The 16,914-nt window shown below is 49.7% G+C and carries 17 protein-coding genes and 1 tRNA gene (1 of these 18 cut by a window edge); 13 read left to right on the top strand and 5 right to left on the bottom strand.

What is annotated here, in order from left to right; translation table 11 throughout:
• Nucleotides 1-20 precede the first annotated feature (20 nt).
• The 3 genes from accC (at nt 21) to EYQ01_04005 (ending at nt 4,186) form a co-directional block, all read left to right on the top strand.
• A complete protein-coding gene (gene accC / locus EYQ01_04015; GenBank protein ID HIE64971.1) occupies nt 21-1,487 on the top strand; it encodes an acetyl-CoA carboxylase biotin carboxylase subunit in 1,467 nt (488 codons plus the stop codon).
• 150 nt (nt 1,488-1,637) lie between these two features.
• Nucleotides 1,638-3,491 (top strand): oxaloacetate decarboxylase subunit alpha, encoded by a 1,854-nt coding sequence (oadA, locus tag EYQ01_04010; protein ID HIE64970.1) that lies wholly within the window; start codon nt 1,638-1,640, stop codon nt 3,489-3,491.
• Entirely contained in the window at nt 3,488-4,186 is a 699-nt protein-coding gene (locus tag EYQ01_04005; GenBank protein HIE64969.1) for a site-2 protease family protein, read from the top strand. Before oadA ends, EYQ01_04005 begins: the two co-directional genes overlap by 4 nt.
• 697 nt (nt 4,187-4,883) lie before the next feature.
• On the opposite strand, the gene maf is transcribed toward EYQ01_04005, so the two are convergent.
• On the bottom strand, nt 4,884-5,525 hold the full coding sequence (gene maf / locus EYQ01_04000; GenBank protein ID HIE64968.1) for a septum formation protein Maf: 642 nt from the start codon (nt 5,523-5,525) through the stop codon (nt 4,884-4,886).
• Nucleotides 5,522-6,691, bottom strand: a complete 1,170-nt coding sequence (locus EYQ01_03995; protein ID HIE64967.1) for a tRNA-dihydrouridine synthase — start codon at nt 6,689-6,691, stop codon at nt 5,522-5,524. Before EYQ01_03995 ends, maf begins: the two co-directional genes overlap by 4 nt.
• Before the next feature lie 168 nt (nt 6,692-6,859).
• On the opposite strand from EYQ01_03995, the gene EYQ01_03990 reads away from it, so the two are divergent.
• Nucleotides 6,860-7,777 (top strand): hypothetical protein, encoded by a 918-nt coding sequence (locus EYQ01_03990; GenBank protein HIE64966.1) that lies wholly within the window; start codon nt 6,860-6,862, stop codon nt 7,775-7,777.
• Nucleotides 7,778-7,806: 29 nt separating this feature from the next.
• On the opposite strand, the gene EYQ01_03985 is transcribed toward EYQ01_03990, so the two are convergent.
• Nucleotides 7,807-8,616, bottom strand: coding sequence for a CBS domain-containing protein (locus EYQ01_03985; protein HIE64965.1), 810 nt, complete (start codon nt 8,614-8,616; stop codon nt 7,807-7,809).
• A 148-nt stretch (nt 8,617-8,764) separates the two neighbouring features.
• Between EYQ01_03985 and EYQ01_03980 the strand changes: the two genes are divergently transcribed.
• The 9 genes from EYQ01_03980 (at nt 8,765) to fsa (ending at nt 14,083) form a co-directional block, all read left to right on the top strand.
• Nucleotides 8,765-8,842 (top strand) — tRNA-Glu (locus EYQ01_03980).
• Between the two features lie 329 nt (nt 8,843-9,171).
• Nucleotides 9,172-9,684 (top strand): hypothetical protein, encoded by a 513-nt coding sequence (locus EYQ01_03975; protein HIE64964.1) that lies wholly within the window; start codon nt 9,172-9,174, stop codon nt 9,682-9,684.
• A gap of 12 nt (nt 9,685-9,696) precedes the next feature.
• Nucleotides 9,697-9,984, top strand: coding sequence for a SelT/SelW/SelH family protein (locus tag EYQ01_03970; GenBank protein ID HIE64963.1), 288 nt, complete (start codon nt 9,697-9,699; stop codon nt 9,982-9,984).
• A gap of 229 nt (nt 9,985-10,213) precedes the next feature.
• Nucleotides 10,214-11,221 (top strand): hypothetical protein, encoded by a 1,008-nt coding sequence (locus tag EYQ01_03965; protein HIE64962.1) that lies wholly within the window; start codon nt 10,214-10,216, stop codon nt 11,219-11,221.
• A 17-nt stretch (nt 11,222-11,238) separates the two neighbouring features.
• Nucleotides 11,239-11,715, top strand: coding sequence for a hypothetical protein (locus EYQ01_03960; protein ID HIE64961.1), 477 nt, complete (start codon nt 11,239-11,241; stop codon nt 11,713-11,715).
• 31 nt (nt 11,716-11,746) lie between these two features.
• Complete coding sequence (locus EYQ01_03955) at nt 11,747-12,238, top strand: hypothetical protein (GenBank protein ID HIE64960.1); 492 nt, start codon at nt 11,747-11,749, stop codon at nt 12,236-12,238.
• A gap of 185 nt (nt 12,239-12,423) precedes the next feature.
• On the top strand, nt 12,424-12,624 hold the full coding sequence (locus EYQ01_03950) for a cold-shock protein (GenBank protein ID HIE64959.1): 201 nt from the start codon (nt 12,424-12,426) through the stop codon (nt 12,622-12,624).
• 145 nt (nt 12,625-12,769) lie between these two features.
• Nucleotides 12,770-13,417, top strand: a complete 648-nt coding sequence (locus EYQ01_03945; protein ID HIE64958.1) for a tetratricopeptide repeat protein — start codon at nt 12,770-12,772, stop codon at nt 13,415-13,417.
• A 12-nt stretch (nt 13,418-13,429) separates the two neighbouring features.
• Entirely contained in the window at nt 13,430-14,083 is a 654-nt protein-coding gene (gene fsa, locus EYQ01_03940) for a fructose-6-phosphate aldolase (GenBank protein ID HIE64957.1), read from the top strand.
• 38 nt (nt 14,084-14,121) lie between these two features.
• Here fsa and EYQ01_03935 read toward each other — a convergent pair whose 3' ends face one another.
• Both EYQ01_03935 and EYQ01_03930 read right to left on the bottom strand, forming a co-directional pair.
• A complete protein-coding gene (locus tag EYQ01_03935; GenBank protein ID HIE64956.1) occupies nt 14,122-14,616 on the bottom strand; it encodes a YajQ family cyclic di-GMP-binding protein in 495 nt (164 codons plus the stop codon).
• Between the two features lie 219 nt (nt 14,617-14,835).
• Nucleotides 14,836-16,914, bottom strand: partial view of a hypothetical protein gene (locus tag EYQ01_03930; GenBank protein HIE64955.1) — the 3' portion only. 384 nt of this gene lie beyond the right edge of the window; only the last 2,079 of its 2,463 coding nucleotides appear in the window; its start codon lies beyond the right edge, outside the window; it ends in the stop codon at nt 14,836-14,838.

The following is a 16,914-nucleotide window of genomic DNA, read 5'->3' as shown; positions in this document are numbered from 1 at the left end:
AGGTTAATTAGGGAAAGAAGATGTTTAAAAAGGTTTTGATTGCAAACCGCGGAGAGATCGCTCTGCGGATTATTCGGGCATGTAAAGAACTTTCAATCCGGACTCTGGCCATTCATTCCGAGGTCGATGCCGCAACCCTTTTTGTGAAGAATGCTGATGAGGCCTGCCTGGTGGGTCCGGGCCCGATTGAAGGGTATCTTAATATTTACCGGATTATTGATCTGGCCAAACAAAAAGGGGCAGACGCCATCCATCCGGGCTATGGCTTCCTCGCGGAAAATGCGGAATTTGCACAGGCATGCGAGGACAATAATCTGACCTTTATCGGGCCGTCGCCAAAGGCGATCCGAATGATGGGAGACAAAATTTCTGCGCGGATGATCATGAAGAAAGCTGGGGTTCCCATCGTTCCCGGGCTGATGGAGTCGATACAATCCCTCGAAGACGCGGAGGGGTTTGCGGATGAAATTGGTTATCCTGTAATGTTAAAGGCCTCTGCAGGTGGTGGGGGAAGAGGTCTTCGTATTTGCCATAATAGGGAGGAGTTAAAGAAGTTTTTCCAGATTGTCCGCTCAGAGGCGAAGATTGCCTTTGGGAAAGATGCTATATTTATGGAAAAATATCTCCTTTCCCCCCACCATATCGAAATTCAGATTCTAGCAGACAAGCATGGCAATGTGACCCATTTAGGCGAACGGGATTGTTCTATTCAAAGGAGGCATCAAAAGTTAATCGAGATTGCGCCCTCTCTCTTGCTTGATGAAGCGCTTCGGGAGGAGATGGGGAGGGCGGCTGTTCGGGCGGCGCAAGCCGTTGGTTATGACAGTGCTGGGACGGTCGAATTTTTAGTGGATGCAGGCCGGAACTTCTATTTTTTGGAGATGAATACCCGTATCCAGGTCGAACATACTGTCACAGAAGAGGTCACCGGGATTGACATTGTCAAGGAGATGATTCGTGCGGCCGACGGACAGCGCCTCACGCAGTTGCAGGATGAGATTTTCTTGCGCGGGTACGCGATCGAGTGCCGGATCAATGCCGAAGACCCTCAGCATCAGTTTGCCCCGACCCCGGGTAAGATCACGTCTTACTATTCTCCGGGAGGATTTGGAATTCGAATTGATGGGAATATTTATAAGGGATATGTTGTTCCGCCATATTATGATTCACTTCTTGCAAAGGTAACCGTACGGGCAATGAGTTGGTCCGGCGCGGTTCAACGGATGCACCGTGCCCTGGATGAGTATGTGATCCGGGGGGTGAAGACCACTATTCCTTTTCTGAAGCAGGTCATGCAGGATCCTGATTTTGAGGAGGGTCGGTTCGACACCTCCTATATCGAGACACATCTTGAAAAGTTAAATATTGCGTCGGCGGAGAATGGGATGGATAAGGTTATCGCGATTGCCGCAGTGATTGCCGCACATTCCAGGAGAGAGGCCCGACCACTGAATAAAGAGAAGGCAAAGAAAACGCAAAGGAAGTAGTCTGCTAAATGAGGGAGCTTCTTAAGATTTCTCGTTATGCCGCGTGATGACAACATGATGCTTTTACGAATAGAACGATAAAGGAGTCACAGAGTGCCGAAATTAACATCAGAAAAAAAGAGTAAGTCAGATTCGACCCCGATCCGGATTATGGATACGACTCTCCGGGACGCGCATCAATCACTTCTCGCGACTCGGCTTCGGATAGAAGATATGCTCCCGATTGCGGCAAAGATTGATAAAGTCGGATACGCAGCGATCGAGATGTGGGGCGGTGCGACCTTCGATGCTGCGATCCGTTACCTGAGAGAAGACCCTTGGGAGCGACTTCGAAAATTAAAAAAAGTAATGCCGAAGACCCCATTTCAGATGTTGCTTCGTGGACAGAATCTAGTTGGGTATCGCCATTACGCGGATGATGTGGTGGAGCGTTTTGTGGATCGGTCCATCTCGAACGGTATTGACATCCTGAGAATTTTTGATGCGCTCAATGATTTGAGAAACCTCAAGATGGCCTTCAAGGCAACACTCAAGTACGGGGGTAAGGTTGAGGGTTCGTTTTGCTATACCCTGAGTCGCTTCCATAATAATGACCTCTTTGTTGACCTGGCAAAACGTTTGGAGGACATGGGTTCTGATGCGATCTGTATCAAGGATATGGCGGGGCTTCTCTCTCCATATGCCGCTTATGATTTGGTCAGTAAGTTGAAAGAGGCTGTCTCTGTCCCGATTCACCTTCATAGCCATGATACCAGTGCCATGGCTGTCTCGACCTATGTCAAGGCGATTGAAGCCGGAGTCGATATCATTGATACGGCGATTTCTTCAATGGCATCCGGAACATCACATCCGCCGGTTGAAACGATTGTGAACATCCTCAAAGGGAGTCGATACGACCCCAACCTGAATATGGATCTTCTCACGGAAATCTCAGATTATTTTAAGGAGGTTCGGAAGAAATATAAAGCATTTGAATCAGACTATACCGGGGTGGATCCGCGCGTGCTGGTTTATCAAATCCCCGGGGGCATGACCTCTAACCTCGCCCTGCAGCTTTCGGAGCAACAGGCCCTTGACCGTATGACGGAAGTTCTTGAAGAGGTTCCCAAGGTACGGGAAGATTTTGGTTTTCCCCCTCTGGTTACGCCTTCCAGCCAAATTGTAGGAACGCAGGCGACGCTCAATGTTCTGACAGGAGAGAGATACAAGGTCATTACAACGGAAACCAAAAATTATCTCAGAGGGCTTTATGGGAGGCCTTCCGGCCCGATCAATGCCGAGATCCAGAAAAAAGGCATTGGCGAGGAAGAACTTGTCACCTGCCGACCTGCTGATCTGATCGAACCTGAGTTGGAGCAGTCCCGGTTGCGGCTTCGAAAAGAGAATAAATCCGCGGCAAAAAGTATGGAAGATCTACTGACCTATACCCTGTTTCCCAAGGTAGCGCTTGACTTTTTCGCAAAAAGAGATAATCCTAATAAGAGGGCTGAAAAAGTTGCTGAGAAGGAGTCGGCCCTTGCGGATGTTGGCACAAGAGAGCCCGCACCTCTGATTGCACCCAGCGAATTTAACGTGAAGGTTCACGGTGAGACCTTCCATGTGAAGGTTGGAGGGATGGGGCATCCGGGAGAGGGAGGTCGGCCCTATTTTATCTACATTGATGGACAACTGGAAGAGGTTCTGGTTGAGTCTCAGCATGAGGTGGTTCAGAGTGAGGAAGGAAGAATCGCCTCTCAGGTGGGTGGCCGCTCGACCCGGCCAAAGGTCACTGATGATAGAGATGTGACAACCCCTATGCCGGGGTCTGTTGTCGCAGTAAAGGTTCGCATTGGCGACAAGGTAAAGGCGGGACAGGTGGTCCTGGTGATTGAGGCAATGAAGATGCAAAGCGAGGTTCACACAGCCGTCGCGGGCGTGGTGGAGGAAATATATGTGAAGGAGGGGGATCGCGTGAATCCAGATGAAGTTCTCATCCAGGTCGGATCGGAGGTTTCAGCGCAATGAATGACAAGATACAACAGATTGCAATAATGGCCCTTCCGCTGATCTTTGCGGTGACGCTTCATGAGGCCGCCCACGCTTGGGTTGCGGATAAAAAGGGAGACGGCACGGCAAGGATGCTTGGCCGGATCACCCTGAATCCGCTTGCCCACATCGACCTGTTCGGAACAGTTCTTATTCCCTTGATGATGCTGATGACAACGGGTTTTATTTTTGGATATGCTAAGCCTGTTCCGGTGAACCCCAATAATCTCCGTCGTCCCAAGGAAGACATGGCCTGGGTCGCGGCGGCCGGACCGGGCATGAACTTATTCCTGGCCGTCGTCAGCGGCATCCTCTATCGGCTGATCTTGATGGTTGATCCAATGTTATTCAGCCGAGGTTCCCTTATTCCCAGCTCGGGAGATATGCTGAGCTATATCCTGTTTCCTCTGATGCTGATGCTCCGTTTTTCTGTTTCGATCAATGTGGTTTTGATGATATTTAACCTGATTCCTGTTCCACCGCTCGACGGCGGGCGGGTACTTGTGGGGCTTCTCCCTGAGCGGCAATCGCGCCTGATCAGACGGATAGAGCCTTATGGGATGCTCGTTATTGTCTTCCTGGTTTTTCTTGATCCGCTGGGATTGATGCAGAAGATTGTCTGGCCGCTGGTCTCGGTTGTCTCAAGTTATATCTTCGGCCAAAGAATCATCTAACCCCGAACTTTCCCTAATCCCGTTCCGGTTCTGCCCCCCCTTGCCGGTGTACAACTTTATCTTCGTCGAAGATCTCTTGCATTTCCTTGGCAATTTCTTCTGCATCATTCGGAACAAGACGGAGCGGAATACGGAAGCTCCCTTCTTTTTTCTTATCCTCTTTTTTTTCAGACATGACGGCTTCCTCCGACAAAGAATATAAAATGGTGCTGTCCCACTGTGGAATAAAAAACCCGGAAGCAGACCGATTGATCTTAGAGCGGCTACAGCATCCGCGCTTCCGGGCCTTGGCGGCGCTGGGGTTCGTCGCCCCCAAGCGTCACTTTTCGTGCTGTGTGACTGTCCTGTCAGGGCGTCGCCACCTCACATGCCGTAGGATTCATACTGCCCACTGGACCACCTCCTTTCACCGGCGCGGAAACATGATGGCAGGGCCCAAGCCCTGCCCACCCCTGAAAGCGGCTCGCCGAGCGCCGAACCAGGGGACGCCCCTGTTTATACAGGGACTTGGAGGGGTGTGTTGTCCCTCCTATCTTCTAACGATTCAGTTTAACCATCCTTCCCTCCATGGCCGCGCTACTGTGGTACTCGAATACTCACGTATAAACCATACGCTACGGTTCTCAGTTCCTCGCGCCTTGCCCTGAAGTAAAATCTGGTCATGCTGAACCATTACATGCAGCCAATATAGCACATACTATGAAAATTCTTTCCAGTTCAGGAAGCTTTTCTCGCGGTAGAGGCCTTCAATATCCAGAGTGAAAGGAATGTCTCTGTGGCGTAGAAAATCGGCAATGGAACGGAGGGGAAGTCCGACTGCGGCAAGATAATCCCCCTGAAGTCTCTGAATGAATTGTCGGCCTTTTCCCTGTATGGAGTAGGCCCCTGCTTTGTCCAGAGCTTCTTCTGTTGCGACATAGTGGTCTATCTCATCCTGATCGATACGGCACATTTGGATATCGATCCGCTCCACGGAGATCTCCGTCGTCTGATCACGCGTATCGATCAGGGAAATCGCGGTCCAGATATGGTGTTGCCCACCCTGCAATCGGTGCAGAATTTTTTTGGCGTCCTCCGGGCCTGAGGGTTTTCCAATCTTTCCGTTTGCATCTTCAATGAGTGTATCGCTGCCGATGACAATGCTGTCTGGAAAAGCGGGTTTTACCGACTCGGCTTTTCCTGTCGCAAATGAAATGGCATCTTCTTTTGCAGAATATGCAGGATTCCAATGTTCTTCAAAGTCGGGGTCCACACTCTTGAAAGGAATGCCAAGGAGGGCCAGAATTTCTTTTCTGCGAATGGAGGTGGAGGCCAGAACAATACGCGGACCGGCTCTCATCCTAGAATCGCGTCGGCACAGATCAATTTTTTTCTGAGGAAGGGACTGAGAAGGGTTTCGATATCCTCCAGGCTGTTGACGCGAACGATCTTTGCGCGCAGGCTCCGTGCACCTGGAAATCCCCGGCAGTACCAGCCCAGGTGTTTTCTCAAGCCGACAAATCGAGAGACGCCACAAGTTTTCTGGAAAATTTTCGCATGTTCAAGGGCAATACCAAACCTTTCCTCCAGGGAGACCGGAGTATCGGATGACATGAGGCTTGTCTCTTGGTCTGCGTCCAGATCTGTTGTATTGAACCTCCGCCGGAGTTCTTCTATATTCCGAAAAATCCACGGATTTCCCAGAGCGGCGCGCCCGATGAGAACGCCATCGACGCCCGACTGACGGATCTTAAAAACTGCGTCGTTCAATGAGAGGATATCGCCATTCCCCATGATCAGCGTGCCCGAGCCATGGGCCGTCTCGACCGCTTCTGAGATTGCGTCCCAATCGGCGTCTCCCCGGTACCTTTGCATCAGCGTCCGACCATGAATCGATATTGCGGCGGGGCTTTCCTCAAGGAGATGTTGGACCCATTCCCGAATGACAACCTGATCAATGCCCAGCCTTGTTTTGAGTGAGACGGGGAGGGGAAGGCGGGGGGAGAGAGGATCCCGTTGCGCATAAAATGCACCCATCTTGTTCAGGCGAAAGTGGGCGTACCAATCGGCTACTTTTGGGTGACGTTTTAGAATAGAAAGAGGGCCCCCATCGGCCCATGCGGCGATTCCTCTGCGGGTCTCCTGAAGGATTGCCCTGGCACGAGGAGGGTCCTTAATAAGTCCCGCCCCGCATCCTCTCGCGGAAACCTTTTTTGCGGGACACCCCATGTTAATATCAATTCCATCAAAGCCCAATTCGCAGATGAGCTGGGCAACATAAAAAAAAGCCTCCGGTTCTGCGCCGTAAATCTGAGCAATGACGGGGCGTTCGATTTCACTGTAGAGTAATTGCCGGAGTTCACTCTCTGCGCCATGGCAGATTCCTTCTACAGAGGCAAACTCCGTAATGGTGAGATCCGGCTTTCCGTAGGTCGCTGCAATGCGTCTGAAACTGGCATCGGTCACGCCGTCCATCGGTGCAAGGCCAACGATGGGCCGGGGAAGGGTATTCCAGAAATTAACCAAGGGTGTCCTACTCGTGGATATCACAATAGATAGAGAAACTTATATAACATAAAGATTGTCCGGAACCAAGCCTATTCACGATGGGACAAAATCGGTGGAAATGTAATTTCATTCATAGTATGATGTTGTCTTCAAAAAGAATAACTCTAAATTTTTAGGACAGTGATAATGGATGCTTTTGTTTTGTTCAGGGGAAGTCGGGAGGGTGCGCAAGGGGGAGAGGTTCCCAGAGTGCTTTTTCCGTTGGAGGGTCGTCCTCTTTTTTTATATGTTCTGAAGGCGCTTGACTCGGTCCGGGGCATCGAGCAGATAGTTGTGATCGGACCGCAGAAGATGATCATGGCGGCGATAGAAAGATCGCTCCCGGATGTGCTCTTTGAAAAAAAAATAGTGGTGCTGAATGAGAAAGCCGGTCTTTTTGAAAATGTGCAGCAGGTGCATGAAGGATCGGTGCCCGTCGGACAGGAGATGACGGACCTGAGCGTGTTGCGTCAACCCGCTCCCCCGGCACTTTTTCTCCCCGCAGAGATACCCTTGGTAACCACTGAAGAGATCGAAGCCTTTCTCTCCGCAGCAGATTTGTCTGAATATGAGTCTTGTCTGGGTGTGGCAAGGGAAGAGACCTTGGAATTGTTTCATCCACAGGGAGAAAAGCCCGGATTCAAATTAAAAGGAAAGTCTGTAAAAGGAGAGGTTTATCGAATGACCCACCTTCATCTTGTCCGACCTGACCACTCAAAGGGTGTGGAGACCCTCCAGAAGTTTTATAATGACCCGCTTGCGCCGATTCCCGGTGACCGGACTTGTTCTTTAAGAAAATTCATCGATTATTCTGCATCGAAAATGACAGGGCCTGAGAGATCCGTAGCGTTAAAAACACAATTAAAACTGGTTGAAACGACCCCAGGCGGGGGGGCGGTCAAGGTGGATGATGATGAATCCTATCAAATTGTGTCGCTTCGCTTCAGGGAGTGGCAGTCTTCTCTGATGCCGAAAAAGGAAGGTGAAGAGGAGATCTCGATCTGTCCTCTATCCGGACATATTTGTAAGGAGGGCCAATTTCAGGGAGTGATTGAGTCGGAATAAGGGAAAACTCCGGTCCTGAACCGAAAAGATCAGTCTTTTTTAGATGAAAATCTTGGAAGGTCCCGGATGGAAATCATTCCAATCAGATCCCGGATAGAGAGTATTCCAACGATTTCTTTTTCCTCTCTGACGGCAAGATGGCGAATTCCCTGAAGGGCCATCTTCTCTGTTGCTTCCAGAACCGAACGAGAGATGTCGATATCGACAATCGGCGTGTTCATGATTGCCCCGACGGGGATATCCGATGCCGAGAGGTTGAATCCGATGATTTTTCGTGTCAGATCTGTTTCGGTGACAATTCCGCTATACTGTCTGCCCTCAGAGACCAGAAGAGAGCCTATCTTGCTTCCGGTCATCTTTTGAGCCGCTTCTCGGCATGAGGCAGATCCACTGATCGACTGGATGTGCCGTCGGGTCAGGACGGACAGTGGATTGTAGATATCTTCCATTTTATTCAAAGTACTGTTTTGATCAGAATAAAAGTGCTGGACAATGTCTCGAACCGAAACTAGGCCGATGATTCTGCCTTCTTCCGAAATCGCCAGATGTCTGATCCCATTTAAATGCATCAGGTGGTTTGCTTCGACCATGGACTTTTCAATGTCAATTTCCAGGATGGGTGAGTGCATGATGTCGCGAGCAGGCATGTCATAAGGTATTTTTTTTGTTAAAACCTTTCGGCTCAGGTCACTGTCTGTCACGATGCCGATATACCGTCCGTTTTCCTCGATAAAGAGGGAGCCAATTTTCCAGAGACGCATTTCCTCTGCGACCTTGAGTATTGTCGTGGCAGGGGAAGTTGACTTGATCTCCCGAGAGGCCAGTTCACTGAGTGTCATAGGCTTTTCCTCATGTCCAAGGATGGTGACGTGTGGGATGATAACTGATTGATTTCGTTCTGTCAATGTGTGATCGATAGGACAAAAAGTTTAAAAATACTTGACATCATTACGTTATCTCCGATAATATCGGCCCGGTTATTTGTTCGTCCCCATCGTCTAGCCAGGCCTAGGACACCGCCCTTTCACGGCGGTAACTGGGGTTCAAATCCCCATGGGGACGCCAAAAAAAGTAAATTATGATCTTTTATACTACGAATAAGGCCCTGCCAGCGGAGCCGAGTAAAGCGAGTTTACTCACCTCATTTCGAAATTTCATCTGATCCGCCCTCATTTCCACAAAATCTAACCGAATTAGGATTTCAATCCCTTTTTTATTGTCTTATAATGGCCTTACTGGGTTTACAATAAAATAGGAGTATTGATATCAAGAAAGTCGCCTTTTTAGCGATTCTGCTGGGCCTGTTAGTTGTCAATGATGTCTCTGCCTTCATGGGGCTCTCTACAGAAGGCGCCAGTTTGAAATTGAATGACATCGGCTCAGTCGGGAGAGTGATGAACGGTCTTAGCCTGAGCCTTGGAAATCCTCTATTTGATTCAGATGCGCTTTATGGTAAACACGATGATGGAGTGGACGGTATTTCAAGTTCGTTTGCACCGGCATCACGTCTATTCAAGGGAATATCGATTAATTTCTCCGGGGAATTTTCAAAAGAAGGAATCACCGGTCTGGCGCTTGGTCCCTATGCGGTATGGGGCGGCAATTTGGCGGGAATCTTTGTCGGGGCGGGTGTTGTGGTAAAAGATTTGGCCGGAATCGCGATTGGCGGTGTTCTCTTGGGTGATCGGGTCAATGGAATCGAAATCGGCCTTCTGATTCGTGTCGAGCAGAAAATCACCGGTCTGGCGATTTCGGTGTCGAACAGGACGAAACACTTGAGCGGTATTCAGATTGGTCTGGTGAACTATGCTGAAGTGCTTTATGGTGTTCAGATCGGCCTGATCAATTATGCCGGAAATAACCCTAAAGGACTAAAGTGGCTCCCTTTGATCAACGTCCATTTTTAAGGGGGTGCCCGGATGGAAAATAAACCGCGTGTAGAGATTTCTTATTGTACGCAGTGCCGTTGGTTATTACGGGCGGCCTGGTTGGCTCAGGAGCTACTGACAACTTTCGAGACTGAACTGGGAGAGGTTGCCTTGTGTCCTGCAAGCGGCGGGGCTTTCGAGATTCAGGTTGACGGCGTGGTGCTCTGGTCCCGAAAAGAACGTGGACGTTTTCCAGAATCCAAAGAGATCAAGCAATTGGTCCGGGATCGGATTTCTCCGGAGAAAAACCTTGGCCACTCAGAACCTGAAGTGGTTTGAAAGAGAGCTACTCCCCGACTCGAACAGATCGCCCCAGTCTCACCCGATAATGAACCATTTCTTCAAAAATTTTAGTAACTGTTCAGCGTGCCACTATTTTGCATCAGGGCAAGACGCGAGGAACACAGAACCGCAACGTAGGTGTCTCTACGTGAGGATTCGAGTACCACAGTAACGCCGCCATGAAGAAAAAGAGGGGTGTGCTGAATAGTTACAACGCTTCCCGAATATGCTATCATTCCCTCCTATGAAGATTGATCGAAGGCTGTTATTTTTATCGGTCCTTGCGGTTGGTCTCTGCCTTGCTTCCCTCCAAGGGTTATCCGGTGAGATGCTTCCTCAGAAGCAAGTTGATCCGTCTGCAAGGGAGGAATGCGCGGTTTGCCACAAGGGTCCTTTCCGGCACCAGATTGATGACTCACGCGGCCCGTGGTGTGTCAATTGTCATAAGTTACACAATGTTGGCCACCGCTTGGGGCTGGAGACCTATTTCAATCGATTTGTCCGTGTTTCCCATGAGGGGGAAAGGCCGCTTAAGAGGCAGGAGGTCATTGCGCAACTTATGGTTCTCATCCCGGCCGGAGAATTTATCATGGGCGAAGACTTTTCAAAAAAGAGTCTCGGCCCGCGGCATACCGTCACGCTGGCCTCTTACTATATCGACCAGTATCATGTGACCAATGCGCATTATAAACAGTTTGTCGATGCAGACGGTCGCATGCCTCCGCCGCATTGGTTCGGTCCGACGCCTCCTTTGTCCAAACTCAATCATCCGGTTACATTTGTGAGTTGGTTCGATGCCGATGACTATTGCAGGTGGGAAGGGAAACGTCTGCCAACCGAGGCGGAATGGGAGAAGGCCGCGCGGGGGATAGACGGGAGGATGTTCCCATGGGGGAAGAAGTATTTGAAAAAGCGGGCCAATGTTACCCCAGAAGGATTCAAGGATACGACGCCGGTCAATGCGCTTCCTGAAGGTGTGAGTCCTTACGGTGTTTTTGACATGGCAGGAAATGTTTTTCAGTGGACCTCGGACTGGTTTCTTCCTTATCCGGGGAACAAGGTTCCCCATCCAAACTTCGGGGAAACCTTGAAGGTCTTGCGTGGCGGATCTTTTTTTGATTGTAGTTTTTATAAGTGCGGGATTTCATTTCAGACCTACAACCGGATTTCTTTGATGAAGCAGACGAAGTCGATCTCAGCCGGATTTAGGTGTGTGAGTGAAGCGAAACTATAAGAGAGGGATGTTAAGCAGTGAGAAGGAACCTGATCAATTCAATTCTTTTGTTGAGCCTGATCCTTGGCTTCAGCGCAAAAGCTTACGCGAGGGAATGGACCCTTTTTGTGAAAGACGACCTGTTCCTGCATTATTATGATCAGGAGAATATGAAAACGACGCCTAAAAAGATCCTTCAGGTGCTCATTAAGGTGGTTCCAAAGTCGCAGAAAGGAAAAGATCTTCTTCTTGCCGTTCGCAAAGAGAAGATGTTTCTGATGGGCGGATATGAGGACTATGCCTATACCGTCACAGCACTTGAAATTAACTGCCCGGACAAGATGAAGGCTGTTCTGGAAAGCAGTGATTTTAATCATAAAGGTCATGTTCTTGATACGGTGAGAGATCCTCTTTCTACATTGAGAAGAAGATGGATCCAGATCGACTCGGATTCGTATCCCGAGTCTTTCTATCATAAGGCACTCTGTAAAAAGCTGGGTGAATCCCAGAATTGAGAAACCCCTGTAAAAAAGGTAGAGAGAGAACTTGTTCCTGAATCGTATTCTCCGCGCACTGCAACTTGAGGACGCGGTCTATGAAGAGCTGGCTTCAGATCCCGCACCCCTCGCCCAGAGTATCCTGCTGGTGGCTCTTTCAAGTCTTTCGGTCGGGGTCGGGGGGAGTGGTGGGCATTCTGAAAATATACTTCCAGGAACGATCACCTTCTTGATTGCATGGACACTTTCGGTAATCATTATATATATTATCGGGATGAAGGTTTTTCCGGGTCAGGCAAGACACAAGAGCATTCTTCCTTTATTGCGAACGACCGGATTTGCCAGTTCCCCCGGCCTTGTTCGTCTCCTGGGCTTTCCCCCGGCGACCTCGGCGATTGTGGCTGTTGGCGCGTCTCTCTGGATGTTTGGGGCAATGGTGATTGCCGTCCGCCATACATTCCAATACCAAAGCATCCAGCAGTCGCTCCGGGTCTGTGTATTCGGCTGGATTGTCTATCTTGTCATCATCATACTGCGTTGATTATCCTCCCTATTAATTGGGCTTGACTTGTCTCTAATTTCTTGATACGGTGATCTTGGCTTTGTTTCATTGAGTTTAGGAGGTACGGATTACCGCAGAGACTTTTACACATTGTCCTGCGGTTTTTTTTTGATACCTTAGAAGACTGAAGTAAAGCAACATATAAATAAAAGGAGAAAAGTAGCATGCCAAAAGGTACAGTGAAATGGTTTAACGGCAGCAAGGGTTTCGGATTCATCTCGCAGGAAGATGGCGAGGATGTCTTCGTTCATTTTTCAGCCATTCAGGATGATGGCTTTAAATCGCTCGATGAAGGCCAGGAGGTTGAGTTCGAAATCACCCAGGGTCCCAAAGGTGCTCAGGCATCGAATGTCGTTAAGCTGTAATTCACTTAACACACATTAAAAAAGCCTCCCGATGATACGTCGGGGGGCTTTTTTAATGGTGGTTCAAGCCCGACATGATGTCTGCTTGAAGCCGGGTCGTTCCTTTGGTTGACACCCACCATCCTATCCGTTAAAATCCCTGACTATGTCTTTCGAATTTCTTTCCAAAAAGGTGTTCTTCATTCTTGTTTCCGTTCTTCTGATGGCCTGCCAAAAGAGTGAGCACGTGGTCGAGGTGAGGGAGGGGCTTTCCGCCCTTCCTGTCCCTCCCGCTGTTTCTCCATCTCCAGTCCAGTTTGCTCCCGTTGCACCGCATGCTCCCCCACGGGGCGGCACTTCATTCATGGAGAAACTGGAAGGTTTTAAAAAGAAGCTGGATAAAGATCCAAAAGATGTCGAGGCCCTTATCTTTATGGCCAATGCAAATTTCGATATTCAGCGTTTTGAGAAGGCTCAGGTCTTCTATCTTAGGGCACTTGAGGTTGATCCGGACAATCCTCACATCCGAACAGACCTCGCTTCGACATATCGCCATATGGGAGATTCGGACAAGGCAATCGTGGAGCTGGACCATGTGATCCAGGCGCATCCGAATCATGAAATCGCGCTCTACAATATGGGAATTATATTACTCAATGATAAAGAGGATGGTGCAGGGGCCGCGAAGACCTGGGAGCGATTGGTCCAACTCAACCCGCACGACCCGCTCTCGGATGAACTGAGAAAAAAGATTAGTGAAATTAAGGAAGGCAAGCTTAAAAAAATTGAACCGGAAAATCATCCAACCCCGTAAGAAAGGTCTGCTATGAAGTTTTTTTTAGATACCGCGAATATTAATGAGATTAAAGAAGCCGTTTCCTTAGGGTTGATCGATGGAGTCACGACAAACCCTTCTTTGGTTGCGAGAGAAAAGCGGGATTTCAAAGGTTTGATCAAAGAAATTACTCAGATTGTAGATGGTCCGATCTCTGCGGAGGTTGTTGCTACCGATGAAGAGGGGATGTTTACGGAAGGGATGGACCTCTCGAAGATTCATCAAAATATTGTTGTGAAGGTCCCCATGACGCCGGAGGGCTTGAAGGCCACCCGCCGTTTCGTGAAAGAGGGCGTCCGGGTCAATGTCACACTTGTTTTTTCGGCCGCCCAGGCTCTTCTTGCCGCCAAGGCGGGTGCCAGCTACTGCAGCCCCTTTATTGGCCGACTCGATGATATCGCGCAGGTCGGGATGGACCTCATTCAGCAGATCGTCACCATATACACAAACTACGCATTCAAGACTGAGATATTGGTTGCCAGTATACGAAACCCGGTCCACATTATCGAAGCCGCCCAGCTTGGTGCGGATGTGGCCACGATGCCGTTTTCGGTCATTCAAAAACTCTTTAAACACCCTCTGACCGATGCGGGGCTTGCAAAGTTCCTTTCCGACTGGGATCAGTCGAAACCTGTTTCATCCTGATTGTTCCTAATAGACTTCTCTGCCCCACTTCTTGGCATTTATCGATAGTTTTCAAACTGCAGGTCAATGTCGAAATCCTTTGACTTCAGGAGAGCCATGACCTCCTGAAGGTCGTCCTTGCTCTTTCCGGAGACGCGAAGGTGCTCTCCCTGGATTTGGGACTGAACCTTCAATTTACTGTCCCGAATCGCCTTTCCAACGGCCTTTGCCTTCTCCTGGGAGATGCCTTGTTGAAGCGTGATCTTCTGGCGGGCCGTTCCGCCAAGGGCCTGTTCAATTTTTTCATAGACCAGAGCCTTGAGAGAGATCCCGCGTTTGAGTAGTTTTGATTGGAGGATATCGTTTACGGCCTTGAGTTTGAATTCATCTGAAGATGAGATAATGAGTACTTTTTCATTCTCCAGCTTGACCTCACTCTTTGTACCCTTTAAATCAAAACGCTGCCGAAGTTCTTTGGTCGTTGTTTCGACCGCATTCTTCACTTCCTGAATATCAACCTTGGAAACAACATCAAACGAACTCGTACTCGCCATTTATATCTCCTTTACGATTAGATTAAGGTTCTTAGGGAAGCTCTTAATAAGTCATGAATTATTTTTTCAGGGCTAAAATGTCCCGTTTCTGCGTTGAAAATCTTAAAAATAGCGGGTTATGGCTTCACGAGAACCATCCTCCTTAATCAGAATTTCCTGAAAAGTACAATGAGTTTATCGAACTTGTCAACCGGCTGTTTCCCATGGCTTGCGTTAGTTTTACTCCCCCCGGGGTTTTCTAATCATGTCGCCTTCGACGTTGAACTTTTGTGACTCTGGCCTTGTGTAGAGTTCAATCCATTCGCTTGGGATGACCTTGAAGATAAATCGGGGCCGAAAGGTCATGATGATGGCGGGGAGGAGGATGACGGCGGAAAAGGCGCTGGTCAGCATCGCGATGGGCATGAGGATGCCTTCCATGTGGAGGTAGTAACCGGGAAAGGCGACCAGTGCTGTGCCGGCGGCAAATGCGATCGCGATCAGAAGAATGGCCTTGCCAGCCGATCTCAAGGTGACATCCAGAACCTTCTCCAGATGTCGGTTCATCGAGAGTTCTTCCCGCAGACGGTAGAGAATGTAAATGGAATAGTCGGCCCCCATCCCGACGGCCATGGCGGAAACGGCGGCAGTGGATATCCCGAGAGGGATTCCGACCAGACCCATGAATCCAAAATTCCAAAGGACGGCAATGACCAGAGGAACCAGGACGATCAGACCGGCAACGAAGGAACGAAAAATCAAAGAAACGAGGATAAAACAAATTGTAATCATCTGGGCGATATTGAGAAGTTTTCCGTGGATCACAACCTCATTGAGGGCAAGGGTAACCGGAACCGTTCCGGCCAGCGACAGGGTCACGTCCGGCGGAAAATGCTCTACCTTGTATTGATCAATTGTCTTGATCAGCTCCTGACCGAGTTGTGTTGAATCCGATTTTAAAAAGGTGGTGATGACGGCTTTCTGAAATGAAACATCGGCCATCCGTTTAAAGTCTTCCGGGCTTCCGGAGACCGAATAAAGGAAGAGAAATTGTGCGGCCTCTTCCCGGCTTTCAGGGACCTGTTCCGCCTTTGGATCATCGCCATAAAAGGAACGTCGCATCCGCTTTACATAATCAACGTAGGATTCAGTGCGTCCCACTAAAGGATTTTCTTTAAGCCGGATTTGAAGCCCTTCTATGGCCCGCATGACCGCGGGTTCCTTCAGACCACCTGAGGAGGGTGTGGTCACGAGGATATTTAAGGTCGACGTCCCCCCGAACTTCTGATTCAGTACCTGATCGTCCTTGCGGAGTGTGGTCCCCTCAAAGAAAAGACCACGAAGGCTGTTTGCAAAATCGATCCGGCCAACGAATATGAAGGGGATGAGAAGCATCAAGACCCCTCCAACCAGGACCCAACGTTGTTCCGGGCCGTGTGCCCAGCGTCCGAACATGGAAAGAAGTCGGTCGGATAGCCCTTTCCGAAGGACGGTCTCCAACTCGTCTCCACTCGGCGGGGGGATCAAGGAGCGAAGGGCCGGGACGAAGGTCATTTCAAGGAGGAGGGCGCTGACGACGCCGAAGGCCGTCATGAGTCCGAAGGAACGAAAGGCTGCCAATTCAAAAGTGATTAACGAAGCAAAACTCGCCGCGGCGACGAGACCGGCCGTCAGGACAACTGGGGCCATCTTCGATGTTGCCGCGACGGCCGCCGCCCTTTGGGCCGGGATCGGGATATCCATTCCGATGGCATAATCAAGTTCTTCATAAAAGCGGCGAAGAATCTGGACGGAGTGCCCTGCCGCCATCGCCACGATCAAAATCGGGGTGAGCCCCTTGGTCCAAAGGTCGAGTTTCATCCCCACCAGGCTGATCAGCCCCATTGCCCAGATGACACTCAGGATCGCGGTGAAGGAGGGAATCAGCATCCCCTGAAATGTCCTGAAGGAGAGGTAGTGGATGAGCATTATCAGGGCGAAAGCGACCGGAAAGACCCATTGGTTCATCAGAAAGGTATCTTTCTCCAGGTAGGCGAGCGAAATAGGTAAACCGCCGAGATGGATACGGGTGTCGGCATCTTCCTCCCGCTCAATAATGCCTTGGAGTCTTTCATGAATTGCCGAATCACTTAAAGGTTCATCCAGATCTTCCCCGGCAATCTCGCGACTCTTGAGAGCCGCTTCTTTATCCTGAACATCGATAATAATGGCGGCGGCCGTGGCATCAGACGAAACGAGAGATCCGACATAGAGCGGGTTGGAGAAGACCCGTTCCCTCACCGCCTCAGATTCAGCCTGAGTGGTGGGGACCGTTGGCAT

This window comes from Candidatus Manganitrophaceae bacterium, assembly GCA_012960925.1.
Classification (GTDB): Bacteria; Nitrospirota; Nitrospiria; order SBBL01; family JAADHI01; genus DUAG01.
Note: the sequence above shows the minus strand (reverse complement) of the source record. Positions and strands in the feature narration are given on the sequence as shown.

Coding starts and splice junctions, on each gene's coding strand:
- accC (HIE64971.1), top strand. CDS start 21: ATGTTTAAAAAGGTTTTGATTGCAAACCGCGGAGAGATCGCTCTGCGG.
- oadA (HIE64970.1), top strand. CDS start 1,638: ATGGATACGACTCTCCGGGACGCGCATCAATCACTTCTCGCGACTCGG.
- EYQ01_04005 (HIE64969.1), top strand. CDS start 3,488: ATGAATGACAAGATACAACAGATTGCAATAATGGCCCTTCCGCTGATC.
- maf (HIE64968.1), bottom strand. CDS start 5,525: ATGAGAGCCGGTCCGCGTATTGTTCTGGCCTCCACCTCCATTCGCAGA.
- EYQ01_03990 (HIE64966.1), top strand. CDS start 6,860: ATGGATGCTTTTGTTTTGTTCAGGGGAAGTCGGGAGGGTGCGCAAGGG.
- EYQ01_03985 (HIE64965.1), bottom strand. CDS start 8,616: ATGACACTCAGTGAACTGGCCTCTCGGGAGATCAAGTCAACTTCCCCT.
- EYQ01_03975 (HIE64964.1), top strand. CDS start 9,172: ATGAACGGTCTTAGCCTGAGCCTTGGAAATCCTCTATTTGATTCAGAT.
- EYQ01_03970 (HIE64963.1), top strand. CDS start 9,697: ATGGAAAATAAACCGCGTGTAGAGATTTCTTATTGTACGCAGTGCCGT.
- EYQ01_03965 (HIE64962.1), top strand. CDS start 10,214: ATGCTATCATTCCCTCCTATGAAGATTGATCGAAGGCTGTTATTTTTA.
- EYQ01_03950 (HIE64959.1), top strand. CDS start 12,424: ATGCCAAAAGGTACAGTGAAATGGTTTAACGGCAGCAAGGGTTTCGGA.
- EYQ01_03945 (HIE64958.1), top strand. CDS start 12,770: ATGTCTTTCGAATTTCTTTCCAAAAAGGTGTTCTTCATTCTTGTTTCC.
- fsa (HIE64957.1), top strand. CDS start 13,430: ATGAAGTTTTTTTTAGATACCGCGAATATTAATGAGATTAAAGAAGCC.
- EYQ01_03935 (HIE64956.1), bottom strand. CDS start 14,616: ATGGCGAGTACGAGTTCGTTTGATGTTGTTTCCAAGGTTGATATTCAG.